Origin of the sequence: Novosphingobium sediminicola (genome assembly GCF_014196525.1) — a bacterium.
Classification (GTDB): domain Bacteria; phylum Pseudomonadota; class Alphaproteobacteria; order Sphingomonadales; family Sphingomonadaceae; genus Novosphingobium; species Novosphingobium sediminicola.
In genome coordinates this window covers 205,019-230,802 of record NZ_JACIDX010000005.1, presented here as the reverse complement: position 1 = coordinate 230,802, position 25,784 = coordinate 205,019, and the positions used below count along the sequence as shown (strand labels likewise).

26 protein-coding genes are annotated in these 25,784 nt (G+C 62.7%); 11 read left to right on the top strand and 15 right to left on the bottom strand.

Annotated features, from left to right (window positions below; translation table 11 throughout):
• Positions 1-56: 56 nt before the first annotated feature.
• Positions 57-1,121: a pyruvate dehydrogenase (acetyl-transferring) E1 component subunit alpha gene (gene pdhA / locus GGR38_RS08480; protein ID WP_183624489.1), complete on the top strand. Its 1,065-nt coding sequence runs from the start codon at positions 57-59 to the stop codon at positions 1,119-1,121.
• 1 nt (position 1,122) lies between these two features.
• A complete protein-coding gene (locus GGR38_RS08475) occupies positions 1,123-2,454 on the top strand; it encodes a pyruvate dehydrogenase complex E1 component subunit beta (protein WP_183624487.1) in 1,332 nt (443 codons plus the stop codon).
• Positions 2,455-2,603: 149 nt separating this feature from the next.
• Here GGR38_RS08475 and leuA read toward each other — a convergent pair whose 3' ends face one another.
• The 7 genes from leuA to miaA form a co-directional block, all read right to left on the bottom strand.
• Positions 2,604-4,283 (bottom strand): 2-isopropylmalate synthase, encoded by a 1,680-nt coding sequence (leuA, locus tag GGR38_RS08470; protein ID WP_183624485.1) that lies wholly within the window; start codon positions 4,281-4,283, stop codon positions 2,604-2,606.
• Positions 4,284-4,486: 203 nt separating this feature from the next.
• The gene (locus GGR38_RS08465) at positions 4,487-5,110 is read right to left on the bottom strand and encodes a TMEM175 family protein (RefSeq protein ID WP_183624483.1); all 624 of its coding nucleotides are present in this window, start codon (positions 5,108-5,110) and stop codon (positions 4,487-4,489) included.
• 2 nt (positions 5,111-5,112) lie between these two features.
• Positions 5,113-6,225, bottom strand: coding sequence for a glycosyltransferase (locus tag GGR38_RS08460; RefSeq protein WP_183624481.1), 1,113 nt, complete (start codon positions 6,223-6,225; stop codon positions 5,113-5,115).
• 75 nt (positions 6,226-6,300) lie between these two features.
• The gene (gene ilvC / locus GGR38_RS08455) at positions 6,301-7,320 is read right to left on the bottom strand and encodes a ketol-acid reductoisomerase (RefSeq protein ID WP_183624479.1); all 1,020 of its coding nucleotides are present in this window, start codon (positions 7,318-7,320) and stop codon (positions 6,301-6,303) included.
• A gap of 153 nt (positions 7,321-7,473) precedes the next feature.
• Positions 7,474-7,989 (bottom strand): acetolactate synthase small subunit, encoded by a 516-nt coding sequence (gene ilvN / locus GGR38_RS08450; protein WP_168602881.1) that lies wholly within the window; start codon positions 7,987-7,989, stop codon positions 7,474-7,476.
• 17 nt (positions 7,990-8,006) lie between these two features.
• Positions 8,007-9,749, bottom strand: coding sequence for a biosynthetic-type acetolactate synthase large subunit (gene ilvB, locus GGR38_RS08445; RefSeq protein WP_183624477.1), 1,743 nt, complete (start codon positions 9,747-9,749; stop codon positions 8,007-8,009).
• Between the two features lie 245 nt (positions 9,750-9,994).
• Complete coding sequence (miaA, locus tag GGR38_RS08440) at positions 9,995-10,963, bottom strand: tRNA (adenosine(37)-N6)-dimethylallyltransferase MiaA (protein ID WP_183624475.1); 969 nt, start codon at positions 10,961-10,963, stop codon at positions 9,995-9,997.
• Here miaA and serB point away from each other — a divergent pair.
• Positions 10,956-11,828 (top strand): phosphoserine phosphatase SerB, encoded by an 873-nt coding sequence (serB, locus tag GGR38_RS08435; RefSeq protein ID WP_183624473.1) that lies wholly within the window; start codon positions 10,956-10,958, stop codon positions 11,826-11,828. The two genes, miaA and serB, sit on opposite strands and share 8 nt — an antisense overlap.
• 236 nt (positions 11,829-12,064) lie before the next feature.
• Here the strand turns inward: serB and purL are convergent, their stop codons facing one another.
• Positions 12,065-14,218 (bottom strand): phosphoribosylformylglycinamidine synthase subunit PurL, encoded by a 2,154-nt coding sequence (gene purL / locus GGR38_RS08430; protein ID WP_183624471.1) that lies wholly within the window; start codon positions 14,216-14,218, stop codon positions 12,065-12,067.
• Positions 14,219-14,346: 128 nt separating this feature from the next.
• Between purL and GGR38_RS08425 the strand changes: the two genes are divergently transcribed.
• From GGR38_RS08425 to GGR38_RS08400, 6 genes are all read left to right on the top strand, one after another.
• Positions 14,347-14,604 (top strand): exodeoxyribonuclease VII small subunit, encoded by a 258-nt coding sequence (locus GGR38_RS08425; protein ID WP_168602532.1) that lies wholly within the window; start codon positions 14,347-14,349, stop codon positions 14,602-14,604.
• A gap of 16 nt (positions 14,605-14,620) precedes the next feature.
• On the top strand, positions 14,621-15,523 hold the full coding sequence (locus tag GGR38_RS08420) for a polyprenyl synthetase family protein (protein WP_172342408.1): 903 nt from the start codon (positions 14,621-14,623) through the stop codon (positions 15,521-15,523).
• Positions 15,524-15,613: 90 nt separating this feature from the next.
• Entirely contained in the window at positions 15,614-16,147 is a 534-nt protein-coding gene (coaD, locus tag GGR38_RS08415) for a pantetheine-phosphate adenylyltransferase (protein WP_183624469.1), read from the top strand.
• Between the two features lie 115 nt (positions 16,148-16,262).
• Positions 16,263-16,979 (top strand): peptidylprolyl isomerase, encoded by a 717-nt coding sequence (locus GGR38_RS08410; RefSeq protein WP_183624467.1) that lies wholly within the window; start codon positions 16,263-16,265, stop codon positions 16,977-16,979.
• A 7-nt stretch (positions 16,980-16,986) separates the two neighbouring features.
• On the top strand, positions 16,987-18,021 hold the full coding sequence (gene queA, locus GGR38_RS08405; RefSeq protein ID WP_183624465.1) for a tRNA preQ1(34) S-adenosylmethionine ribosyltransferase-isomerase QueA: 1,035 nt from the start codon (positions 16,987-16,989) through the stop codon (positions 18,019-18,021).
• 101 nt (positions 18,022-18,122) lie between these two features.
• A complete protein-coding gene (locus GGR38_RS08400; protein WP_183624463.1) occupies positions 18,123-18,581 on the top strand; it encodes a hypothetical protein in 459 nt (152 codons plus the stop codon).
• A 16-nt stretch (positions 18,582-18,597) separates the two neighbouring features.
• Here GGR38_RS08400 and GGR38_RS08395 read toward each other — a convergent pair whose 3' ends face one another.
• Complete coding sequence (locus tag GGR38_RS08395) at positions 18,598-19,353, bottom strand: TSUP family transporter (RefSeq protein WP_343059039.1); 756 nt, start codon at positions 19,351-19,353, stop codon at positions 18,598-18,600.
• Positions 19,350-20,240: a subclass B3 metallo-beta-lactamase gene (bla, locus tag GGR38_RS08390; protein WP_183624461.1), complete on the bottom strand. Its 891-nt coding sequence runs from the start codon at positions 20,238-20,240 to the stop codon at positions 19,350-19,352. The genes GGR38_RS08395 and bla overlap by 4 nt, the downstream gene beginning before the upstream one ends.
• 75 nt (positions 20,241-20,315) lie before the next feature.
• On the opposite strand from bla, the gene tgt reads away from it, so the two are divergent.
• Together tgt and GGR38_RS08380 are read left to right on the top strand one after the other, a co-directional pair.
• A complete protein-coding gene (tgt, locus tag GGR38_RS08385; protein ID WP_183624459.1) occupies positions 20,316-21,440 on the top strand; it encodes a tRNA guanosine(34) transglycosylase Tgt in 1,125 nt (374 codons plus the stop codon).
• A gap of 132 nt (positions 21,441-21,572) precedes the next feature.
• Positions 21,573-22,058: a hypothetical protein gene (locus tag GGR38_RS08380; protein WP_183624457.1), complete on the top strand. Its 486-nt coding sequence runs from the start codon at positions 21,573-21,575 to the stop codon at positions 22,056-22,058.
• Here GGR38_RS08380 and GGR38_RS08375 read toward each other — a convergent pair whose 3' ends face one another.
• The 5 genes from GGR38_RS08375 to glyA all read right to left on the bottom strand — a co-directional run bounded on the left by GGR38_RS08375 (position 22,059) and on the right by glyA (position 25,784).
• Entirely contained in the window at positions 22,059-22,313 is a 255-nt protein-coding gene (locus GGR38_RS08375; protein WP_246404347.1) for a hypothetical protein, read from the bottom strand. It abuts the gene before it with no gap.
• Positions 22,314-22,422: 109 nt separating this feature from the next.
• Positions 22,423-23,034 carry a 30S ribosomal protein S4 gene (rpsD, locus tag GGR38_RS08370; protein WP_172342416.1) on the bottom strand — a complete coding sequence of 204 codons (612 nt, stop codon included), beginning with the start codon at positions 23,032-23,034 and terminating at the stop codon, positions 22,423-22,425.
• A gap of 213 nt (positions 23,035-23,247) precedes the next feature.
• Positions 23,248-24,021 (bottom strand): RNA methyltransferase, encoded by a 774-nt coding sequence (locus GGR38_RS08365; protein ID WP_183624455.1) that lies wholly within the window; start codon positions 24,019-24,021, stop codon positions 23,248-23,250.
• Positions 24,018-24,482 (bottom strand): transcriptional regulator NrdR, encoded by a 465-nt coding sequence (nrdR, locus tag GGR38_RS08360; RefSeq protein WP_183624453.1) that lies wholly within the window; start codon positions 24,480-24,482, stop codon positions 24,018-24,020. Before nrdR ends, GGR38_RS08365 begins: the two co-directional genes overlap by 4 nt.
• 3 nt (positions 24,483-24,485) lie before the next feature.
• Complete coding sequence (gene glyA, locus GGR38_RS08355; protein ID WP_183624451.1) at positions 24,486-25,784, bottom strand: serine hydroxymethyltransferase; 1,299 nt, start codon at positions 25,782-25,784, stop codon at positions 24,486-24,488.

The following is a 25,784-nucleotide window of genomic DNA, read 5'->3' as shown; positions in this document are numbered from 1 at the left end:
ATGGAGTCTAACTCCTATAGGCAAGGCTGAACATAACGACCTTCAGGGGAAGCGTCTTGGCCAGAACCGGCAAAATCCAGAATGCGGCACCTGCCGCAGCCGATAACTCCCTCAATGCACTTCAGGCCGCCTATGAGGCCAATCGGCGCTATGCCGCCAGTGATGAGGAATTGCTGCATTTCTATGAGCAGATGGTCCTCATCCGCCGATTCGAGGAACGGGCAGGTCAGCTCTACGGCCTCGGCCTGATCGGCGGCTTCTGCCACCTTTACATCGGCCAGGAAGCGGTCGCCGTCGGTATCCAGTCGGCGCTGAAAGAAGGCCACGACAGCGTGATCACCGGCTATCGTGACCATGGCCACATGCTGGCCTATGGCATCGATCCCAAGGTGATCATGGCCGAATTGACCGGGCGCGAGGCTGGTATCAGCCGCGGCAAGGGCGGTTCGATGCACATGTTCAGCACCAGCCACAAGTTCTATGGCGGCCACGGCATCGTGGGCGCTCAGGTGTCGCTGGGCGCGGGTCTGGCCTTTGCGCATCAGTATAACGAAGACAACGGCCTGTGCGTTGCCTATTTCGGCGATGGCGCGGCCAACCAGGGTCAGGTTTACGAGAGCTTCAATATGGCGGCTCTGTGGAACCTGCCGATCATCTTCGTTGTGGAAAACAACCAGTACGCGATGGGTACGGCGGTCAACCGTTCGTCGGCCGAAACGCATTTCCATCGTCGCGGCGCGGCTTTCCGCATCCCCGGCATGGACGTGAACGGCATGGACGTTCTGGAAGTGCGCAGCGCGGCCAATCTGGCGGTTGAGCATGTCCGTTCGGGCAATGGTCCGGTGCTGATGGAGCTTAACACCTATCGCTATCGCGGCCACTCGATGTCCGACCCGGCCAAGTATCGCAGCCGCGAGGAAGTCAACGAAGTGCGCGACCACCGCGACCCGATCGAGGCGGCCAAGAAGGACCTGCTGGATCGCGGCATCCCTGAGGAAAAGCTCAAGGAAATCGAAAAGCGCATTCGCACCATCTGCACCGAAGCGGCCGATTTCGCGGAAAATTCGCCCGAACCGGCGATGAACGAGCTGTTTACCGACGTTCTGGTGGAGACTTACTGAGATGGCGATTGAACTCAAGATGCCCGCTCTCTCGCCCACCATGGAAGAGGGTAAGCTGGCCAAATGGCTGGTCAAGGTTGGCGACGAAGTGCGTTCCGGCGACATTCTGGCCGAAATCGAAACCGACAAGGCGACGATGGAATTTGAAGCGGTGGACGAAGGCACCATCGGTTCGATCCTGATCGCCGAAGGCACCGAAGGCGTGAAGGTCGGCACGGTCATCGCGCTGATCGGCGGCGAAGGTGAGGCGGCGCCTGCTGCTTCGGCTCCTGCCGCTGCTCCGGCTGCTGCTGCCTCGGCGCCTGCTGCCGCGCCCCGTCCGGCCGACCCGGTTGTGCCTCACGGCACCAACATGAAGACCTCGACCGTGCGTGACGCGCTGCGTGACGCGATGGCCGAGGAAATGCGCCGCGATCCGCGCGTCTTCGTCATGGGCGAAGAAGTGGCCGAATATCAGGGCGCCTATAAGGTGACTCAGGGCCTGCTGGCCGAATTCGGCCCCAAGCGCGTCATCGACACGCCGATCACCGAATATGGCTTTGCCGGTATCGGTACGGGCGCGGCGATGGGCGGTCTGCGTCCGGTGATCGAGTTTATGACGTTCAACTTCGCCATGCAGGCGATTGACCACATCATCAACTCGGCGGCCAAGACCAACTATATGTCGGGTGGCCAGATGCGTTGCCCGGTGGTGTTCCGTGGCCCGAATGGCGCCGCCAGCCGAGTCGGCGCGCAACACTCGCAGAACTATGGTCCGTGGTATGCCAACGTTCCGGGCCTGATTGTGATCGCGCCCTATGACGCTTCGGACGCCAAGGGCCTGCTCAAGGCTGCTATCCGCAGTGAAGATCCGGTCGTGTTCCTTGAAAACGAGCTGATCTATGGCCGCTCGTTCGAGCTGCCCGAACTGGACGACCACGTTCTGCCCATCGGCAAGGCCCGCATCATGCGTGAGGGCAAGGACGTGACCATCGTGTCCTATTCGATCGGCGTCGGTCTGGCCTTGGAAGCCGCCGAAGCGCTGGCGGGTGAGGGCATTGACGCCGAGGTCATCGACCTGCGCACGCTGCGTCCGCTGGACAAGGAAACGGTTCTGGCCTCGCTGGCCAAGACCAACCGCCTTGTTGTGGCCGAAGAAGGCTGGCCGACCTGCTCGATCGCTTCGGAAATCGCGGCGATCGCGATGGAAGACGGCTTCGACTATCTCGACGCGCCGGTTGTCCGCGTGTGCAATGAAGACGTTCCGCTGCCCTATGCGGCGAACCTCGAAAAGGCCGCGCTGATCAACACGCCCCGCATCATCGAGGCGGTCAAGAAGGTCTGCTATCGCTAAGCAGAGCTTCGGCTAAGGAATTGGGCGCTCCTGCTGAAAGGCGGGGGCGCCTTTTTCTTGGAGGCTTTGCGATTGGGGCGACCTGAGCGCGCAAAAAGAAAGGCCGGGGAGCGATCCCCGGCCTTCTTGTGTCGGCAATGCGCTCTGGATCAGGCGGGCTGGTTCAGCGCATTGGCCGCGCTCAGCACCGCGCGCACCGAAGCGGTGGCGATGTCATTGTCGAGGCCAACCCCCCACACGGTCCGGCCATCGGGCGCTGCGGCCTCGATATAGGCCGCAGCCTTGGCTTCGGACCCAGCCGACAGCGCGTGTTCGGAATAGTCCTTCACCGCAATCTCGACCCCGAAATGCTCGGCCAGCGTGGCGACCACTGAGGAGATCAGGCCGTTGCCGCGCCCGGACACGCTGCGTTCCTGACCATCGACGCCGATCTTGCCGGCGAACACGCGGGTGCCGTCGGGCGCGCGCGCTTCCTCGTAATCGACCAGTTGCAGGTGCTGCGGATCGTTGACGTAATAGACGCGCTGGAACACATCCCAGATGTCGGCGGCCACCAGTTCGCGGCCCAGCTCATCGGCCAGTTCCTGAACGTGGCGGCTGAAATGCGCCTGCATCTTCTTGGGCAGCTTCAGCCCCTGATCCTGCTCCAGCACCCACGCAAAGCCGCCCTTGCCGCTCTGCGAATTGACGCGGATCACGGCCTCATACGAACGGCCCAGATCGGCCGGATCGATGGGCAGATAGGGCACGGCCCAGAGCTGATCGTTGCGCTGTTCCTGTGCGGCAAAGCCCTTCTTGATCGCGTCCTGATGGCTGCCCGAAAAGGCCGTGAACACCAGTTCGCCGCCATAGGGATGGCGCTCGGCCACGGGCAGCTGGTTGCAATATTCGACCGTCTGGATCACTTCGTCAATGTCCGAGAAGTCCAGACCCGGCGCCACGCCCTGCGTGTACATATTCATGGCCACGGTCACCAGGCAGCAATTGCCGGTGCGCTCGCCATTGCCGAACAGACAGCCTTCAACGCGATCTGCGCCCGCCATCAGTCCCAGTTCAGCCGCCGCTACGCCCGTGCCACGATCATTATGCGTGTGCAGGCTGATCACCGCGCTTTCGCGATTGGGCAGGTTGCGGCAGAAATACTCGATCTGGTCGGCGTAAACATTGGGCGTCGCGCATTCGACCGTCGCGGGCAGGTTCAGGATGATCGGGTTCTCCGGCGTCGGCTGGAGAATGTTCATCACCGCCTCGCAGCACTCGATGCTGAAATCCAGCTCGGCGGTGCTGAAGGTTTCGGGGCTATATTCGAACTGCCACTTGGTCTGCGGGAAACGCGCGGCATTGTCGCGCAGCAGCTTGGCGGCGTTTTCGGCAATTGCGCGCACCTGCGGCTTTTCCATGCCAAACACCACGTTGCGCCACAGCGGCGAAACGGCGTTGTAAACATGGACGATGGCCGAATGGATGCCCGCCAGCGATTCGAAGCTGGTCTTGATCAGATCCTCGCGAGCCTGCGTCAGCACCTGAATCAGCACGTCATCCGGCACACGGCCCTGATCGACGAGGCCACGGATGAAGTCATATTCGGTCGCGCCCGCGCTGGGGAAGCCGACCTCGATTTCCTTGAGGCCCACCTTGACCAGCAGGTCGAAGAAGCGGTTCTTCTTTTCCGCACCCATCGGGTCGATCAGCGACTGGTTGCCATCGCGCAGGTCGGTCGAGAGCCAGCGGGGGGCTTTCTCGATCACCTTGGACGGCCAGGTGCGATCGGGGATGTTAATCTGCGGAAACGGACGATACTTGACCGAAGGGTCTTTCAGCATGGACATGACAGGATCTCGTAAAGCTGGATGTGCGACTTGAGGCTAGATGCTTGCTCCCTTGAGCGCCGCGCGCGCTCAACCGGCACGCCAGCTCACGCCCAAGGGCGGATAAGTCGCAGGGTAAGGTCCAGATGAGCGATCATGGGGAAAGCCTATGACGCCATCGCGGCGCGAAGTAAAGTCTTGATTGCGCCGCGATGCGAATGGGCTCACCCCGCGCCGCAGGCTTCGAACAGGCGGTCCACCGGCCCGGCAGGCAGGAACCACAGCACCGCCACCGCGCCCGCACAGGCGATCCCCGCCCATGGGTGCCAGCAGGCAAGCCCAAGCCCGGCCAGATAGAGCAGCGTTGAAACCAGACCTTTACGCGTGCTGGTGCGGTAATAGGCCTCGGCCGCCGGGGTGCGATGGCCATGGCGCCGCACATCGGCCTGCAGGGGGATATAGCAGACCGCCGGCATCAGCATGACGCCCAGATAGAGCATCGTGGCATCCCGGCTGAAATGATGCTCGCCAAGATAGGCCGTGGCGAAGGGCACCAGCGAAAGCGTGAAAAGCAGCCCCATGTTGTTCCACACCAGCCGGTTCGTGACCCGCGTGGCATGGGCGAGCAAGCGGTGATGGTTCACCCAATAGATCGCCACATAGGCAAAGCTGAGGACATAGGCCAGAAACACCGGCCAGAGGTGGAGCAGGGGCTGCCATCCTTCTTGCTCGGGTGCGTGGAGTTCGAGCACCATGATGGTGACGATGATCGCCAAAACGCCATCGGAAAAGGCCTCGACCCGACCGATGCTGCCGCGCGTTTCGAAGGAATCGTCGCTCTTGCTCATGCTCAGTTCCCCATGCTTGCGGCGCGATCATGCACGACGTGATCGAACCACGCCAGATAGGCATCCGCGCAAGGGTCGGCAGCCAGATGAGCGATCAGCGGGCGCAGCAGCGCGGGGGTGGGGCGGGGGGCCTGCGCCACGGCCAGCAAGCCATGCGCCAGCAATTCCGCCTTGCGGCTTGGCACGATCATGCCTGCCTCGGGAATGGTCATGATGTCGCGCAGGAAATGAGAGCAATCGGTCGAAACCACCGGCACGCCATGCGCCAGCGCCTCGACAGCCACCGCAGGGCCGCCCTCGAACGTGCTGGATACGAACAGCGCATCCGCATCGGCCAGAAAGGGATCAATCGCCGGGACATGACCCATAAAGCGTACCGCATCGCCAAGGCCCATGCCGGAGGCCATCTTTTCCATACGGGGGCGCAGATAGCCTTCGCCCAGCATGGTCAGCCGCGCAGGTGTGATGCGGTTCAGGGCCGCAATGGTATTGAGCGCCAGCGGCACATCCTTCTGCGGTTCGAACCGTCCGGCCCACAGGATTTCCAGACGATCCCCGGCGGGGCGATGCGGTGCAGGATTCTCGGCCAGAAAGACCGGGTCATAGAGCGTCGAGACATTGACCCAAGGCGCGATGGCGCGGATCTCGGCCTCAAGGCCGGTGTTCATCGCGGCAAAGCCATCCAGATCACGAACAAAATGACGCAACAGCCAGCGCATCGGTCTCGCCGCCGCCCCTTCGGGCAGGACGGGATTGGAAATTTTGACCACCAGTGCGGCCCTCCCACGCGCCTTTGCCAGCGCAGGGATCAGCGGGAAATGGAAATTGCCCGGCAGGAAGATCACATCGGGCCTAAGGCGCTCGACATAGGGCGCCATCGCCGGTCCGAGTCGCAGTCGCGAGGTCAGGCTGCGCGGCAGGGGAGGGTCAAGCTCGACCACCTCGATGCGCGGATCGACCGTATCCTCAAGGCCACCTGTCCGCGCGCCGCACAGGATCGTTACCTGTCGCCCCTGATCCAGCCAGCGCCGCGCCATGCCCAGCGCGATACGCTCTGTGCCGCCCCGGTTGAAATCGTGGAAACAGATCAGGATGTGGTTTGCGCGCTCGGCCATCACCCTTCCTCACAACAAAAAGCGCGCCGTGTGAAGCCACACGACGCGCTTTTGAACGTAAAACCTTTGAGGGTCTTAGTTCTTGGTCTGGTCAACCAGCTTGTTGGCGCCGATCCAGGGCATCATGGCGCGCAGCTTGGCGCCGGTTTCCTCGATCGGGTGACGCTTGGCGGCGATGCGCGAAGCCTTCAGCTCGGGCTGACCGGCGCGGTTGTCGAGAACGAAGTTCTTCACGAAGCGGCCCGACTGGATGTCTTCCAGAACGCGCTTCATTTCCTTCTTGGTTTCCTCGGTGATGATGCGCGGACCGGTCACGATGTCGCCATATTCGGCGGTGTTCGAGATCGAGTAGCGCATGTTGGCGATGCCGCCTTCATACATCAGGTCGACGATCAGCTTCAGTTCGTGGAGGCATTCGAAATAGGCCATTTCCGGCGCATAACCGGCTTCGACCAGCGTTTCGAAACCAGCCTGAACCAGCGCGGTGGCGCCGCCGCAAAGCACAGCCTGCTCGCCGAACAGGTCGGTTTCGCATTCTTCGCGGAAGTTGGTTTCGATGATGCCGCTGCGGCCGCCGCCAACGCCCGAGGCATAGGCCAGAGCGATGTCATGGGCGTTGCCGGTCACGTTCTGGTGGATGGCAACGAGGCAGGGCACGCCGCCGCCCTTCACATATTCGCCGCGCACGGTGTGACCCGGGCCCTTGGGGGCGATCATGATCACGTCGATGTCGGCGCGCGGTTCGATCAGACCGAAGTGGACGTTCAGGCCGTGCGCGAAAGCCAGAGCCGCGCCCGGCTTCAGGTTGGCGTGCAGGTCGGCGGCATAGATCGCGGCCTGATGCTCGTCGGGAGCCAGGATCATGAGAACGTCGGCCCATGCAGCGGCTTCGGCGTTCGAGAGCACCTTGAAACCGGCGCCTTCCGCCTTGGCGGCCGAGGCCGAACCGGGACGCAGCGCGATGGCCACTTCCGTGACGCCCGAATCGCGCAGGTTCTGCGCATGGGCGTGGCCCTGCGAACCATAGCCGAGGATGGCGATCTTCTTGTTGACGATCAGGTTCAGATCGGCGTCGGCGTCGTAATAGACCTTCACAGCAATTCCCCTTGCATGCCCCCGCGCATGGCGCTTCCAAAGGGGCTGGACAGGTGCCACCTGTCGGTGGCGGGTTTCAGATTTGACGCGGCATCTGCATCAGACTGCCGCCCCGGTCAAGTTTCAGGATTTCCGCGTGCCGCGCAGACCCCTTTAAGATTTGCGCGTCCCGCGCACCATGCCCACCACCCCGGTACGGGCGGTTTCAACAAGGCCCAGCTCGTTCATCAGGCTGACGAACATGTCGATCTTGTCGGGCGTGCCGGTCAGCTCGAAAATAAAGCTCTGCGTCGTGGTGTCGACCGGGCGCGCGCGAAACACATCGGCAAGGCGCAGCGCCTCGACCCGGTTCTCGCCCTTGCCCACCACTTTGACCAGCGCCAGCTCGCGCTCGACATAGGGGCCTTCCTCGGTCAGATCGATCACCTTATGCACCGGCACAAGGCGGTCGAGCTGGGCATGGATCTGGTCGATCACATCGGGCGGGCCATGCGTCACGATGGTGATGCGGCTGGTCGAATGATCCTCGGTGATTTCCGAGACGGTCAGACTGTCGATATTATAGCCGCGCGCGGTGAACAGGCCCGCGATCTTGGCCAGAATGCCCGCCTCATTGTCGACCACCAGCATCAGGACATGGCGTTCCTCGGCGGCGTGCTTGATCTTCATCATCTCTCTCGCCCTCCTTACACCAGCGCCTTGGCTTCATCGTCGATGATCCCGGCCACATTGTCGCCATACAGGATCATGTCGGTATGCGCCGCGCCCGAGGGGATCATCGGGAAGCAGTTGGTTTCCTTGTGAACACAGCAATCCACGATCACTGGCCCCGGATGGTCGATCATCGCCTGAATGCCTGCGTCCAGCTCGGATTCGTTCTGGATGCGGATGCCCTTCCAGCCATAGGCTTCGGCCAGCTTCACGAAATCAGGCAGCGAGTCCGAGTAGCTGTTCGAATAACGGCTTTCATAGGTCAGTTCCTGCCACTGGCGCACCATGCCCATCCATTCGTTGTTCAAAATGAACACCTTGACCGGCAGGCGATATTGCGTCGCGGTGCCCAGCTCCTGAATGTTCATCTGGATCGAGGCGTCACCGGCAATGTCGATCACCAGACTGTCGGGATTGCCCAATTGCGCGCCGATGGCGGCGGGCAGGCCATAGCCCATCGTGCCAAGGCCACCGCTCGTCAGCCACTTGTTGGGGCCGAAGAAGTGGAAATACTGGGCAGCCCACATCTGATGCTGGCCCACCTCGGTGCTGATGACGGGATCGCGGTCCTTGGTCAGCTCGAACAGGCGCTCGATGGCATATTGCGGGGCGATGGTGCTGTTATAGCGCGGATAGGACAGGCTCTTCTTCGCCTTCCAGCCCTTCACGCGCTCTTTCCACGCGGTCAGGTCCTGCGGCTTGCGATTGCCCCACGCTTCGATCATCTGGCTCAGAACGGTCGCGCAATCGCCCACGATGGGCAGATCGACACGCACGATCTTGTTGATGCTGGAACGGTCGATGTCGATGTGGATCTTGGTCGAATTGGGCGCAAAGGCGTCCAGGCGGCCCGTCACGCGGTCATCCCAGCGCGCGCCGACGCACAGGATCAGGTCGGCCTGATTCATCGCCCAGTTGGCCTCATACGTGCCATGCATGCCCAACATGCCCAGCCAGTCGTCATGATCGGCCGGAAACGCGCCCAGACCCATCAGGGTCGAGGTAACGGGCGCGCCCGTCAGCGCCTGAAGCTGGCGCAGCAATTCGGCCGCGCGGGGGCCGGAATTGATCACGCCGCCGCCGGTATACAGTACCGGCGCCTTGGCATTGGCCAGCAGTTCGACCGCCTGCGCAATCTCACTATCGCTGCCTGCCATGCGCGGCTGATAGCGGTTGCGGCGCTGGACCGGGCCTTCGGGGAAGCTGGCGGTGGCGATCTGCACATCCTTGGGGATGTCGATCACGACGGGGCCAGGGCGCCCCGTCGTGGCGATCTGAAACGCCTCGTCGATGACCGCGGCCAGATCGGTCGGGTCCTTGACCAGATAATTGTGCTTGCAGCAGTGGCGCGTGATGCCAACGGTGTCGGCTTCCTGAAACGCGTCCGAGCCGATCAGCGGCGTGCCGACTTGCCCCGTGATGACCACCATCGGGATCGAATCAAGGAAAGCATCGGCAATCCCGGTGACGGCATTGGTTGCGCCGGGGCCGGACGTGACCAGCACCACGCCGGGCTTGCCGGTGGAGCGGGCATAGCCTTCGGCGGCATGGGCCGCGCCCGCTTCGTGGCGGACAAGGATGTGGCGCATGCGTGCATCGTTAAACAACGCGTCATAGATCGGCAGCACCGCGCCGCCCGGATAGCCGAATACGCATTCGACCCCCTGACGGGCAAGGCTTTCAACCAGAATTTGCGCACCGCTCAGCTCTTGGCTCACGGGAATCCATCCTTCTATCACAATGTTTGCGGCCACCGGCCCCGTATGGGGGGCGTGCTCACGACAATCGCGCGGCCATGGCCAAGCTTGGCCTGCTGCGCAAGAGGGGAAATGGTGGGAAACCGCGAAATTCAGCCATTTCGCGGGGCTTGGCCCGACCTTGCCCCATTGGCACACATGCGGTTGCACGCCTGTCTGCCAATGACGGAATGCGCTCTAGGTGATGCAAAATGTCTCGTCAAGCGTTAATGGCGAAATAAAATATCAAAATGTGATTTCAGAGAGACATTTGTGTCGCCGGCGCGGGGCCAGTCGGCGGGCGGCTGATGGCGAAACCATGTGTATTGGCGCTTGGCATATTGGCGGGTGGCCTGCGCGCCATCGGCGATTGCTTCGGCCAAAGTCATATCCCCGCGCAGATGCGCCGCCAGCGAGGACACCCCGATCGCCCTCATCACCGGCAGCGCCGGATCCAGCCCGCGCGCGATCAGCGCCTCGACCTCGGCCAGCGCGCCCTGATCCACCATCAGCCCAAAGCGCCGGTCGCAGCGTTCATAAAGCCAGTCGCGGTCGGGCAGCAGGATCAGCGGGGCCAGCCGGATCGTTTCGCCAATCCCGCCCTCCAGCCTTTGCTGCCAATGGGCGAGGGTCTGTCCGGTCGAGCGCACCACCTCCAGCGCGCGATGGACGCGGGTGGTGTCATTGGCGTGCAATGCGGCGGCCCGTTCGGGGTCAAGGCGGGCCAGTTCCTCATACGCCAGATCGACCGGCATGGCGCGCACCGCCTCGCGCACATCCGGGGCGATATCGGGCACCGGAGCAATACCATAGAGCAGCGTGCGCAGATAAAGCCCGGTGCCGCCGACGAGGATGGGCGTGATCCCTGCATCGTGCGCGGCGGCAATCTCGCCCCGCGCCCGCGCCGCCCAATCGGCGGCAGAGCAACTTTGCGCCCCATCCCATGCGCCATAGAGGCGGTGGGGCACTTCCGCCTGCTCCTGCGCTGAGGGGGCGGCGGAAAGGACCGGCAGGTCGGAATAGAGCTGCGCGCTGTCGGCATTGACGATGACGGCCCGCCGCCCGGAACTTTCCAGCGCGCGGGCAAGCGAGAGGGCAATATCGCTCTTGCCGCTGGCGGTCGGGCCTGCGATGAGGCCGACCAAAGGGCGGGCTGACGGGCCGGTCGATGAATGAAGGGATATTTCGGTGCTCATTGCGCGCGTATTAGCAGATTGCGAGGACCTGTCGGCAAGGATTGATGTGTTGCTGGAGGCTTTGAGCGAAGGCGATGCCTTGGCCGATGCGCGGGAACTGCCGGATAATGTGTGGGAAGTCATCGTCGAAGGCGTGGCGATCGAGGATCTGCGCGGGGCCATCGACACCCATGTGGGCGTGTCGGACGCGCTGATCGTCAACCAGAAGGTGCGCATCCCCAAGCTGTTCATCTCGGACATGGATTCGACGATGATTTCGGCCGAATGCATCGATGAACTGGCCGATTTCGCCGGGATCAAGGAACGCGTGGCCGACATCACCGAGCGGGCCATGCGCGGCGAACTCGACTTTGCCCAGGCATTGACCGAGCGGGTCGGCCTGCTGAAAGACCTGCCCGCGCAGGCGATCAGCGATTGCCTCGATCAGCGGATCTTTCCGATGAAGGGCGCCAAGGTGCTGGTCGAAACGTTGAAAGCCAAAGGTTGCCGCACCGTGCTGGTGACGGGTGGTTTCCACCAGTTTGCAGACCCCGTGGCTGAGCAGCTCGGTTTTCAGCGCGTGGTGGCCAATCGCCTCGCCGTGGCCGATGGGCGGCTGACCGGCGGGCTTGACGGCCCGATCTGCGACAGCAGCACCAAGAAGGCGACGCTGATCGAGGAAATGGCGGCGCTGGGCGAGGGGGCCGTGGCGCTGGCCACCGGCGATGGCGCCAATGACATCCCGATGATCGAAGCTGCGGCCTATGGCGTGGCCTTCGAAGCTAAGCCCAAGGCGCGCGCGGCGGCCAATGGCTGGGTGGATCGCGGGGATCTGACGGCGGTGCTGCGTTTGCTGGGCGTGGCGGAGAGTGATTGGGTTCAGTAAGGGGGTTTTGCCTCCGGCGGGCAAAGGGCGAAAGCCCTTTGCAATCCCGTTACTGTCTTTGTCGCGTTCGGTATCGGCCTTGGTTGATCAGCGCGGCGTTTGAAAAATGAAAGCCTGCGGCGCGGAAACCTCAAGGGTTAAAGCGCCGCAGGCTTTTTCATGCATCCTATTGGGATGATGTGGCGGGCTAATCACAACCCCATAAAGGGTTGTGATTAGCCCGCCGGAGGCTGAAATCAGCCCTCCATCCAATCCTTGAAGAACGCCTCATTGGCCTTCTTGAGATCCGACACCAGCACACCGGCCACATCCGCGCCGCCCACAGTGCCCAGACGCACAGCGCCTTCGAGCACAACGTCCGCCGCCGTGGTCACGACATAGCGCGACTGGTCTTCGCCAAAGGCCTGCGCGGTGTTGAAGGTCACGTCGAGTCGCGCGCCGATGCCGCCGGCCATCGCCATTTCCGCCAGAGCGACCAGCAAGCCACCATCGGACACGTCATGCACAGCGGTGGCCACGCCATCAGCGATCAACTGGCGCACGGTTTCGCCATTGCGGCGCTCGAGGTTCAGGTCCACGGCGGGGGCGGGGCCTTCCTCGCGCCCGGTGGTTTCGCGCAGCCAGATCGACTGACCCAGATGTGAGCCTTCCGGCCCGATCAGCCAGATCACATCGCCGGCCTTCTTGAACTTCACGGTGGTCATCTTTTCGTGGTTCAGCATCAGGCCGACGCCGCCGATCGCGGGCGTGGGCAGGATGGCCGAACCGCCGCCGGTGGCCTTCGATTCGTTATAGAGCGAGACGTTGCCTGACACGATGGGATAGTCCAGCGCGCGGCAAGCGTCGCCCATGCCTTCGAGGCAGCCCACGATCTGGCCCATGATTTCGGGGCGCTGCGGGTTGGCGAAGTTGAGGCAGTTGGTGATCGCCAGCGGCGTTGCGCCCACCGCGCAGATGTTGCGCCACGTTTCGGCCACGGCCTGCTTGCCGCCCTCATACGGATCGACGAAGCAATAGCGCGGGGTGCAGTCGGTGCTGATGGCCAGCGCCTTGTCGGTGCCATGCACGCGCACCACCGCCGCATCGCCGCCGCTCTTTTGCAGCGTGTCGCCGCCGACCTGTGAATCGTATTGCTCGAAAATCCACTTGCGCGAGGCCAGATCGGGGCAGCCGATCAGCTTGAGCAGATCCGAGCCAATGTCCGCGCTTTCGGCCACATCGCCCAGCGGGGCGGGCTTGGGCGTGGGCGTGGAGGGGCGATCATAAAGCGGGGCGTCTTCGGCCAAGGGGCCGAGCGGGATGTTGCAGACTTCCTCGCCCTTGAAGGTCAGCACCATATGGCCGGTGTCGGTCACTTCGCCGATCACGGCAAAGTCGAGCTCCCACTTCTTGAAGATCGCTTCGGCCATCGGCTCCTTGCCGGGCTTGAGCACCATGAGCATACGCTCCTGGCTTTCCGAGAGCATCATTTCATAGGGCGTCATGCCGGTTTCGCGGCAGGGCACCTTGTCCATGTTGAGGATGATGCCGGCCTTGCCGTTGGTGGCCATTTCCACCGAGGAGGAGGTCAGGCCCGCAGCGCCCATGTCCTGAATGGCGACGATGGCGTCGGTGGCCATCAGTTCGAGGCAGGCTTCGATCAGCAGCTTTTCGACGAAAGGATCGCCAACCTGCACGGTCGGGCGCTTCTCCTCGATGTCGTCGCCAAAATCAGCGCTGGCCATGGTGGCGCCATGGATGCCGTCGCGGCCGGTCTTCGATCCGACATAGACGATGGGGTTGCCCACGCCCGTGGCGGCGGAATAGAAGATCTTGTCCGTATCGGCCACACCAACGGTCATGGCGTTCACAAGGACGTTGCCGTCATAGGCCTTGTGGAAATTGGTTTCGCCGCCAACGGTGGGCACGCCCACGCAATTGCCATAGCCGCCGATGCCCGCAACCACGCCCTGCACCAGATGCTTCATCTTGGGGTGATCGGGGCGGCCAAAGCGCAGTGCGTTCATATTGGCCACCGGGCGCGCGCCCATGGTGAACACGTCGCGCAAAATGCCGCCAACGCCGGTCGCGGCGCCCTGATAGGGTTCGATATAGGAGGGGTGGTTGTGGGATTCCATCTTGAAGATGGCGGCCTGACCATCACCAATGTCGATCACGCCGGCGTTTTCGCCGGGGCCGCAGATGACCCAGGGAGCCTCGGTCGGCAGCTTCTTCAGGTGGAGGCGGCTCGACTTATACGAGCAATGCTCCGACCACATGACCGAGAAAATGCCCAGTTCCACAAGGTTCGGCTCGCGGCCGAGTGCGTGGAGAACCTTGTCATATTCCTCCGTGCTAAGCCCGTGGGCGGCGACAACTTCGGGGGTGATCGTGCTGGCGGCGTTTGTCATGGTCGCGCCCTTAGCGCCATGGTCGGCAGATTTCCAGAGCGTATCGGCCGTTCTTGATCGTGTATAGTTGCATGATGCCCTTGGGGGAGCCTTGACCGGGCCGGGCAATTGGGGCCATGGCTGCACCCATGAGCCAAGAAATTGCAAGTTCGCCCGAGCTTTCCGGTCTTAGTTTCGAGGACGCCCTGCGCGCATTGGAAGATGTCGTGCGGCGGCTGGAGGGCGGCGAAGTGCCGCTCGATGAATCGATCACTTTGTATGAACGCGGCGAATCGCTGCGCAAGGCATGCCAGGCCCGTCTGGATTCGGCACAGGCGCGCATTGAGCGCATCGTGGCCGGGCCCGATGGCGCGCCCGCCGGTCTGCGCCCGCTCGACGAACAATAAGGGGAAGGGGCAAGCCATGGCTGTTGTGACCGATAATCTGCTGGCTCAGGGGCTGAAAAGCATTCAGGCCGATATTGACGCTGCTTTCGATTCGCTGCTGCCGGTTCCCGAGGATCCGCGCGCACGCCTGTTCGAGGCAATGCGCTATGCCACGATCGGCGGAGGCAAGCGGGTGCGGCCTTTGCTGGTGGCGGCGGTGGCCGATATGTATGGGGTGGACCGGAATGCGGCGGTGCGTGTGGGGGCGGCCATCGAATCGGTTCATGTCTATTCGCTGATCCACGACGATCTGCCCTGTATGGACAATGACGCGCTGCGCCACGGCAAGCCCACGCTGCATCTGGCCTTTGACGAGGCGACGGCGGTGCTGGCGGGCGATGCGCTGCAGTGCTTTGCCTTTGAACTGCTGGCCGATGTGGCCACCAGCGGCGATCCCTTTGTGCGGGTCGAACTGGTGACGACTCTCGCCACGGCCAGCGGCCATAATGGCATGGCGGGCGGCCAGATGATGGATATTGCCGCCGAAACCGCCAGTTTCGATCTGGCGACCGTCACCCGGTTGCAGCAGCTCAAGACCGGGGCCTTGCTGGGCGCGGCGGTCGAACTGGGTGCGATTCTGGGCAAGGTGGCGCCTGAGGGTCGCCGCCATTTGCGTGCCTATGCCCGCGATATCGGCCTTGCGTTCCAGATTGTGGATGATCTGCTGGATCATGAAGGCGATGCGGCGTTGGCGGGCAAGGCTTTGCGCAAGGATGCCGAGGCGGGCAAGGAGACCTTTGTCTCGCTGCTGGGCGCGGATCGTGCGCGCGAACAGGCGCGGATGCTGATCGATCAGGCGATTGCGCATCTGGCCGCACACGGCCCCGAGGCCGACCTGCTGCGCGCGCTGGCCCGCTTTATCGTTGAACGTGATCGTTAATAGGCTGGACCGGGCGTTTCTCCGGCTTTACGCATAAGGCAATTCAGACGCATAAGGCAATCTGAGGCCGGGGGAGCGCAAGGGTCAGGCATGGCAAATATACTTCATGGCGTGGCCGAAAGGGTGGGGGTCTATCCCGGCACGTTTGATCCGATCACGCTGGGCCATGCCGATATTATCCGGCGCGGGGCCAAGCTGGTTGATCGGCTGATTATCGGCGTCACCACCAATCCGTCGAAAAATCCGCTGTTCACGCCCGAAGAGCGCATGGTCATGGTCACGCGTGAAGTGGCCGCGATGGGGCTGGATAATGTCAGCGTGGTGGGCTTCAACGCGCTCTTGATGAAATTTGCCGAAAAGCAGGGGGCCAGCGTCATCCTGCGCGGCCTGCGCGCGGTGGCTGATTTCGAATATGAATATCAGATGGCGGGCATGAACCAGCAGTTGAACGCCGGGATCGAGACGGTGTTCCTGATGGCCGATGTCTCGTTGCAGCCCATTGCCAGCAAGCTGGTCAAGGAAATCGCGCTGTTTGGCGGCGAGATCGCCAAATTCGTCAGCCCCGCCGTGCGCGCCGATGTCATGGCGCGTATTGATAAAGTCGGGAGAATGGGAGACGATTGATGAACCGTGCCGATTTTTCGGTGACTGGTTCATTGCCACGACAGCCTTGGCGGTCTATCGCCGCCGCAATTGGTCCCAAGCAGGGCCTTGGGTGCCATTCTTGCAAGAGAGCCGCATGAAACGTCCTGATTTCGCCAAAACTGCGCTTGCCATGCTGCTGGGCGCTGCGATGCTGTCCACCGGGGCCTGCGCCCGCCATCATGACAAGGCGCCCAAGCTGGCCAATCTGAAGGCCGAAGCGGCGCTTCCGGCGAACAATCTGTCGGCCAAGGTCGATCAGGATATTTCGCATGATCCCGACAATGTGCTGATCCTGGACCTGTCGAACGGCGGGCGGGTTGCCATTCGCATGATGCCGAAATGGGCGCCTGCCCATGTCGAACGGGTCAAGACGCTGGCTCGTCAGGGTTTTTATGACGGCATCATCTTTCACCGCGTGATCGAGGGCTTTATGGCCCAGACCGGCGACCCGACGGGCACCGGCGCGGGCGGTTCGAAGCTGCCCGATCTCAAGGCCGAATTCAATTCGATCCCGCATGTGCGCGGCTCGGTCTCGATGGCGCGCACCAATGAGCCGGACACCGCCAACAGCCAGTTCTTTATCGTGTTCTATCCGCGCTTTGCGCTGGACAAGCGCTATACGAACTTTGGCCGGGTGATTGCGGGCATGGATATTGTCGACGCCATCGTGCGCGGCGAACCGCCCAGCAATCCGACCAAGATCGTGCAGGCTTCGATCGCATCGGATAACAAGCCGCGCCCGGCCTATACGCCGCCTGCGGCACCGGCCAAGATCGGCATTGACCAGTTGAACAACTCGCGTTCGAACTGAGGCTGTTTTGCGCGTCGATCTGTTTGATTTTGCCCTGCCGCCTGAAAATATCGCGCTGAGACCGGTGTCTCCGCGCGATTCGGCGCGGATGCTGCTGGCCGGTCCCACCGGCGATTTTGGCGAGCATCAGGTGCGCGACCTGCCGCAATTGCTGCGCGCCGGCGATGTGCTGGTATTCAACGATACGCGGGTTATCCCGGCCCAGCTTGAGGGCAAAAGGGGCGAGGCGCGGATCGGCGCTACGCTGCATAAGCGCATCGACCTACGCCGCTGGCAGGCCTTTGTCCGCAATGGCAAGCGCCTGCACGAGGGCGATGTGATTGCCTTCCCCGCCGAGGTTTCGGCCACGGCCGAGGCGCGCCATGAGGATGGCAGTTGGACGCTGGCCTTTCACGGTGACGAGCCGGTAGAGGTCCTGCTGGAGCGGGCAGGGCGGATGCCTTTGCCGCCCTATATCGCGGGCAAGCGGCCGACCGATGAGGCTGATAAGGGCGATTATCAGACGATGTTTGCGCAAAAGGACGGCGCGGTGGCGGCCCCTACGGCGGCGCTGCATTTCACGCCCGAACTGATCGCAGGCCTCGAAGCCGCAGGCATCGCGCGCGAATTTCTCACGCTCCATGTGGGGGCGGGCACATTCCTGCCGGTCAAGGCCGATGACACCACCGATCACCAGATGCACGCCGAATGGGGTACGATCACCCCTGAGGCCGCCGAGCGCCTGAACGCTGTGCGCCGCGCCGGAGGACGGGTGATCGCGGTGGGCACGACTTCGCTGCGCCTGCTCGAATCGGCTTGCCGAGAGGATGGGGTGATCCGGCCTTTCAGCGGTGACACTTCGATCTTCATCACGCCGGGCTATCGCTTTCGCGCCATCGATGGGTTGATGACCAATTTTCACCTGCCCAAATCCACCCTCTTCATGCTGGTTTCCGCGCTGATGGGTCTGGATCGGATGCAGGCGGTCTATGCCCATGCCATTGCCACGGGCTATCGTTTCTATTCCTACGGCGATTCCAGCCTGCTTCTGCCGCAAGGCTGACACGGGCCGAACCGGGGGGCTGAATTGCGGCTTGCCTTGGGGCGGGCGCTCGGTCAGTTTCGCTGCGGATCGAAAAGCCAGGATGGATAGGAATGGCCGATATGAAAAAGACACTTGGGATCGCAAGCCTGTTGGCCATGATCGTCACGCCCGCTCTGGCGCAGGCGCCTGCGGTGGACGAAGGATCGCAAAAGCTGGCCGAATGCGTGACCACCAAGGCCACCGCCGAGGATAAGGCGGCCCTGTCCAAATGGGTGGCGGTCGAGATCGCCTCTTCGGTCCCGGCGGCGGGGGCCGTCACAGTGGACGCGGAAAAGAAGGCGGCGCTCGACAAGGATACCGCCAAGATCTTCACCCGCCTGGTGATGACCGACTGTTTCGAATTTGCCAAACCGCTGGCCAAGCAGAACGGCAATCAGGCGTTCCGTGCGGCGGGCGCGGCGCTCTCGCGTTTGGCCGTGCGCGAACTGATCGCCACGCCCGGCGTCAATGGTGCGATTGTGCGCTCCTATGTCTCCAATCTCAATCAGCAGGATTTCATCCGGCTGATCCAGCAATAAGCCTCCTTGGGCTGGTTCATCCCGTGAACCAGCCCAAGACCAGCTTGGCCGTCAGCGCCAGACTGACCGTTACCAGCAGCGGGCGGATGAATTTTGCCCCCAGCCGCGTGGCCATATGCGATCCTGCCCATGCCCCGGTCATCGAACCGAGCGCCATGCACAGGCCCAGCGCCACCATGATCTGCCCCCCCAGCGCGAACACCGCCAGCGAGGCCAGATTGCTGGTCAGGTTGAACAATTTGGTCAAGCCCGTCGCCCGCGTCAGGCCAAAACCGCGCAGGGAAACCAGCGTGATGGCAAAGAACTGACCGGTGCCGGGGCCAAAGAAGCCGTCATAGAAACCGATCCCGCCGGCCGCGGGCAGATAGGCTTTCTCGCTGATCCTGGCCTCGCCCTCGTGGTCATGCATCTTGGGGCTGAGCAGCGTATAGGCCGCCATGGCGATCAGCAGCACCGGCACCAGCAGCTTGAGCACGCCTGGACTGATCCGCTGCACCGCCCATGCGCCGATGGCCGCGCCCACCAGCACGAAACCCACCGCCGCCAGATTGGGCCGCAGCCGAAACAGGCCCGCCCGGTGATAGCGCCATGTGGCCAGCGCTGTTCCGCTGCAGGATTGCAGCTTGTTCGTGCCCAGCACCATCGCCGGGGGCAGGCCCGCATAGATCAGCGCTGGCACGGTAATCAGCCCGCCGCCGCCCGCCACCGCATCAACAAAACCCGCCACCGCCGCAACCCCGGTCAGCGCGGGATACATTACGTCTATGTTCACTTGGCCGCCTCGCGGGCGAGGGTGGTGTTCAAACGGTCCTCAAACCGGGTCACGGTCGCGGCGCAGGCGCCCTTGTCCTCCCAACTGACGCTGCCGGGCGTGCGCATCGCGGCGGCCACCTTGTCGTCGGTCAGGCTGTGTTCGGGGTGGCCGGTGATGAGATAGTCGCAGGGGAAGGCTTTGGCCTTGGCGAAGGATTGGCGGAAAGAGGCGACGACGGGGGCATGTTCGGGCGCGGAAAAGCGGTAGGTGTCGGCCGCTGTGGCGCTCAGGCTGGCCATGAACACCATGGCGCGACATCCGGTTTTGGGGGCGCAGGATTGCCATGTCCAGCTGGTCGATCCGGCGGTGTGGCCGGGGGTGAAGCGAGCGGTGATGACCGTATCGCCCAACTTGATCTGGCCCCCGTCGGGCACCGCGCGCAGGCGCTTGGGCGAGGGGAAGGGCTTGAGATCGCCGTTTTGCGGGTCTTCCACCCCCGTCTGCCCCTTGCGCAGCGCGGCCACCGTATAGGGGCTGGCGATCACGGTGGCGCCCGTATCGCGCGCCAAAGCCGCCACACCGCCCGCATGGTCGAAATGCGCCTCGGTCACGAGGATATAGCGCACATCGGAGGGCTTGTGGCCAAGGCTGCGGATCTGGGCCTTCAACTGGGGCTCGAATTGCGGCAGGCCTGCGTCGATCACCACCAGCCCCGCGCCCGTGTCGATCACCGCCGTATTCAGATGCACCGAACCTGCCATCCATGTCTTGCCATAGATCTGGATCGGCGCGCGCGGCTGCATCCAGCGGTCGGTATAGCTGGTGGTGATCGGGCGGGTCAGCGGATCATCAGCAGCCAGAACGGGGGCGGCCAGAAGGGCGAGGAGCAGGGCGGCTTGCTTCATGGCGGCGACGCTAGACGTCGGACTGGGCTGCGTCCAGATTGCGGGGCTTCGCTTTTCCGCGTAAGGCCCGGCGCCATGACCCGTTTTCAATTCAACATCCACGCGCGCGACGGCAAGGCGCGCACCGGCACCATCCAGATGCAGCGCGGCGAAATCCGCACGCCTGCCTTCATGCCCGTTGGCACGGCGGCCACGGTCAAGGCGATGAAGCCTGAGACGGTGCGCTCGATTGGCGCCGACATCATCCTTGGCAACACCTATCACCTGATGCTGCGCCCCGGCGCGGAGCGCGTCGCGCGACTGGGCGGATTGCACAAGTTCATGAATTGGGACCGCCCGATCCTGACCGACAGCGGCGGCTATCAGGTGATGAGCCTGTCGGATCTGCGCAAGATCACCGAGGAAGGCGTGACCTTTGCCAGCCATATCGACGGCAGTCGCCACAATCTGACGCCTGAGCGCAGCATGGAAATCCAGCGCCTGCTGGGCAGCGATATTGTGATGGCTTTCGATGAATGCCCCCGCGCCGATCAGCCCAAGGAGGTGATCGAGCGTTCGATGCTGATGTCGATGCGCTGGGCCAAGCGCAGCCGCGAGGGCTTCGATTCGGGCGAGGAGCATGCGGCGCGTTCGGCCCTGTTCGGCATTCAGCAGGGTGGGTTGAATGAAGATCTGCGCTCGATTTCCGCGGGTAAATTGCAGGAGATCGGCTTTGATGGCTATGCCATCGGCGGGCTTGCCGTGGGCGAGGGGCAGGAGGCGATGTTCGCCACGCTGGACTTTGCCCCCACGCAATTGCCCGATGGCAAGCCGCGCTACCTGATGGGCGTGGGCAAACCGGACGATCTGGTCGGCGCGGTGGAGCGCGGGGTCGATATGTTCGACTGCGTGCTGCCTTCGCGTTCGGGCCGCAATGGGCAGGCGTTTACGTGGAGCGGGCCTTTGAACATCCGTAACGCCAAGCACGCCGAGGACACCGGCCCTATTGACGCGGATTGCACCTGCTCGGTCTGTGCCACCTATAGCCGGGCCTATCTGCACCATCTGCAAAAGGCGGGGGAGATTCTTGGCGCGATGCTGATGACCGAGCATAATCTGGCGTTTTATCAGCAATTGATGGCGGGCATGCGCGCCGCAATTGCCGAGGGGCGGTTTGCCGATTTCGCGGCACGGTTCCGGGCAAGGTATTTTGCACGGTAAAGACAAGCTCTGCGAATTTCTTGACGTAAGGATCAAACAGGCGCTCTATTCACCCATGGCCCGGTCGGGGGATTTGCCATGGGTGAGACAAGCGGCGACTTTCTGATCCGTTATCTTCAGAAAAAACAGAGTATGGATGATGACTCCCTGCGCATTGCCTTGGCGCAGGACGTCCATATCAAGCAATGGTCCTATGGCTGGTTGAACAAGGTCTTCTTTGTTCTTGCCATGCTGCTTTCAGTGGCGGTGATGGTCTGGCCCTTGATGGCCGTGACGATCAATGCGCGCGGGGTCGATGCCGCCGTGGCGCAGACTGTGGTGACCGCGCTCGACGGCTTTGCCATCTATTTCTATCAGTTTTACAAGAAACGGCAGGTTCTGACCGAGAACCTCCTGCGCCGGATCGTCTTTTCCGACCTGCCGGTGGCCAAGCTGGTGGATGCGGTGATCGAGGAGATGAGCCGGATCGATCAGGGCTTTGGCTTTCCCGCCAGCGGCAAAAAGGCCGGGGAGGGCGAGGAAGAGCGCCATGGCAAGGGCGGGACGGTCAAGCCTAAAGCCAAAGGCGGCAAAGCGGCCCCCGCCAAGCCGGCCCCCGTTTTCGACCCGCAACCCTGATCAGGCCGCCGCGGCCACCACCTGTCCATCCGGAAGCAGCACCTCGAGCCTCGTCCCCAGATAGCTGGAAAACTGCCCGCTTTTTTCCGCCATGAATCCCGCGCCGATTTTAAAGGCAAAGCGCTGCGCCGTGGCGAGATCGGGATACCATTTGCCCACGCGGTGGGCGGTGACATAACGATAGAGCTTGTTCATGACATCAATACGATTCTGATTTGCGTTGGTTCCGTTCATCGCGGTGAAATGACGGACCAAGGCGACGATCTGATGACAGAAACGAGCCGGAAAAGCTTTGTTACGAAAAAGAAAAAGGGCGGAAAGCCGAAGCTCTCCACCCTCTGTCTGTTCCGCGAGGAAACGCGAATTAGCGCGAATAGAATTCGACGACCAGATTCGGTTCCATCTTCACCGGATAGGGCACTTCGTCGAGCGTGGGAACGCGCACGAAGGTCACCTTGTCGGCGTCCTGCGACACATAGTCGGGCACTTCGCGCTCGGGCAGAGCCTGAGCTTCAGCGATGAGGGCCATTTCCTTGGCCTTCTTGCCGAGGCTGATCACGTCGCCGGGGCGAACGCGACGCGAGGCGATGTTGCACTTCACGCCGTTCACATAGATGTGACCGTGCGAAACGACCTGACGGGCCGAGAAGATGGTGGGGGCGAACTTCGAGCGGTACACCACGGCGTCCAGACGCTGTTCCAGCAGGCCGATCAGGTTCTGACCGGTGTCGCCCTTCATGCGCGACGCTTCCTGATAGGTGCTCTTGAACTGCTTTTCGGTGATGTCGCCATAGTAGCCCTTGAGCTTCTGCTTGGCGCGCAGCTGGATGCCGAAGTCCGAGATCTTGCTCTTGCGGCGCTGGCCGTGCTGGCCGGGGCCATACGAACGGCGGTTCACCGACGACTTGGGACGGCCCCAGATGTTTTCGCCAAGGCGGCGATCAATCTTGTACTTCGAGGCATGACGCTTCGACATAGTCTTCCTTACATTTGCTTCATGGCGCGGGGCGGAATGCCTCGTGCCTTCTGTTGCCGATCAGAGTTGACCGACAGGTTCCGGCGCGCACCCTGAAGGCCAAAGGCTTTCAGGCGGCCACTGCTTCACCGGACATGCAGGGCCAATGGAATACGGCGCCGGGTGGGCGCCATCCTTGTGAAGGGGCGCCCTTGGCGGGAATGACGGATTTTGTCAATCCCCCGTGTTGCCGGATTCGTCTTTCGGCTTGGGTGCGGGCTTCACCCGCGGCGGCGGCGGCACGCCGGGCTGGCGCATCAGGGCGGAGAGAACCCCGCGCATCGTGCGCACTTCCAGATGGTTCCACGCCGGTTTGGTCAGCATGGTGCGCAAGGTGCGCCGCGTGGCATCGGCCCGCGCCTCGGGGAAATAATAGCCGCGCGGCTCCAGCAGGCTGTCGAGATGGTTGATCAACCCTTCCAGCTCTTCCTGCGGGGCAGGGGGCAGGATTTCCTCGACCGGGGGCTGCTCCAGTGCGACACCCTTCGACCACTCATAGGCGCACAGGATCACCGCCTGCGCCAGATTGAGTGAGCCAAATTCGGGATTGATCGGCACGGTGATGATCGCGCGGGCCAGCGCCACATCATCGGTTTCCAGCCCAGAACGCTCGGGGCCAAAGATGATCGCGCTGCGCCCCGGCTGAGCATGGATTTCGCGCGTGGCGGCCTCGGGCGTCAGCACCGGCTTGGTCACGCCGCGCTTGCGGACCGTGGTGGCATAGACATGCGGGCAATCGGCCACCGCCTCGGCCAGCGTTTCGAACACCTGCGCCTGTTCCAGCACGATGTCGGCGCCCGCCGCAGCAGGCCCCGCGCTGGGGTTGGGCCAGCCATCACGTGGGCTGACCAGCCGCATTTCGACAAGGCCGAAATTGAGCATGGCGCGCGCCGCCTTGCCGATATTCTCGCCCAGTTGCGGGCGGACAAGAACGATGACAGGTTTCATTTCTTCTGCCCCGCATCACGCACGTTGCCGGCAAATTCCTCGAAATCGCGCGCTTCGGAAAAGTCGCGATAGACGCTGGCAAAACGGATATAGGCCACGCTGTCGAGCGCGTGCAGCCCTTCCATCACCATCTCGCCAATCGCCTTCGACGGCACTTCGCTGTCGCCCAGCGTTTCGATCTGGCGCTGGATACCCGAAACGAGCTGGTCCAGCCGTTCCTGCGCGATGCCGCGTTTGCGACAGGCCAGCGCGACCGATTGCTCGATCTTGGCGCGGTCAAACGGTTCGCGCTGATCGTTGCTTTTCACCACGGTGATCTCGCGCAGTTGCACCCGTTCAAACGTGGTGAAACGCGCGCCGCAGCCTTCGCACTGTCGGCGCCGACGGATGGACGTATTGTCCTCCGTCGGGCGCGAATCTTTCACCTGCGTGTTGTCACAGGCGCAGAACGGACAGCGCAAGGATCAGTAGCCCAGCTTGGGATAGATCGGGAAGCGGGCGCACATTTCGGCGACTTCAGCGGCCACGCGGGCTTCAACCTGCGCATCGCCTTCGGGGCCATTCTTGCGCAGTCCGTCAACCACTTGCGCAATCCACTTGCCGATCTGGGTGAACTCTTCCTCGCGGAAACCACGGGTGGTCCCGGCGGGGGTCCCCAGACGGATGCCGCTGGTCAGCAGGGGCTTTTCGTCGTCGAAGGGGATCGAGTTTTTGTTGCAGGTGATGCTGGCACGGTCGAGCGCCTTTTCCGCATGCTTGCCCTTGGCGCCATAGGGGCGCAAGTCAACCAGCATCAGGTGGTTGTCGGTGCCGCCTGACACGATGCCCAGACCTTCAGCCTGTAGCGAGGCGGCCAGAGCCTTGGCGTTCGCCTTGATCTGGGCCGCATAGGCCTTGAACGAAGGCTGGAGCGCCTCACCAAAAGCAACCGCCTTGGCCGCGATGATGTGCATCAGCGGGCCGCCCTGCAGGCCGGGGAAGATCGCCGAGTTCAGCTTCTTTGCAATCGCCTCGTCGTTGGACAGGATGATGCCCGAACGCGGACCGCGCAGCGACTTGTGCGTGGTGGTGGTGGTCACATGGGCGAAAGGCACCGGCGAGGGATGCGCGCCGCCGGCAACCAGACCCGAAATGTGGCTCATGTCGGCCAGCAGATAGGCGCCCACTTCATCGGCAATCGTGCGGAAACCGGCCCAGTCCCATTCGCGCGAATAGGCCGTGCCGCCGCAGACGATCAGCTTGGGCTTGCACTCGCGAGCGATGCGGGCAACCTCGTCCATGTCGATGAGCTGGTTGTCCTCACGCACGCCGTAAGGCACCACGTTGAACCACTTGCCGCTCATGTTCACCGGCGAACCGTGGGTGAGGTGGCCGCCCGAGTTCAGGTCCAGGCCCATGAACGTGTCGCCCGGCGTCAAGAGCGCGAGGAACACGGCCTGGTTCATCTGGCTGCCCGAATTGGGCTGCACATTGGCGAATGCGGCGCCGAACAATTCCTTGGCGCGGTCGATGGCAATCGCTTCGATTTCATCGACATATTCGCAGCCGCCATAATAGCGACGGCCCGGATACCCCTCGGCATACTTGTTGGTCAGGATCGAACCGGCCGCTTCCAGCACGGCGGTCGAGCAGATGTTCTCGCTGGCGATCAGCTCGATCTTGTCCTGCTGACGGCCCAGTTCCTTGTTGATCCAGCCAGCGATCACGGGATCGCGATCAGACAGCGTGCCGGTGAAGAAATCGTCGGGGCGAATATCGGTCAT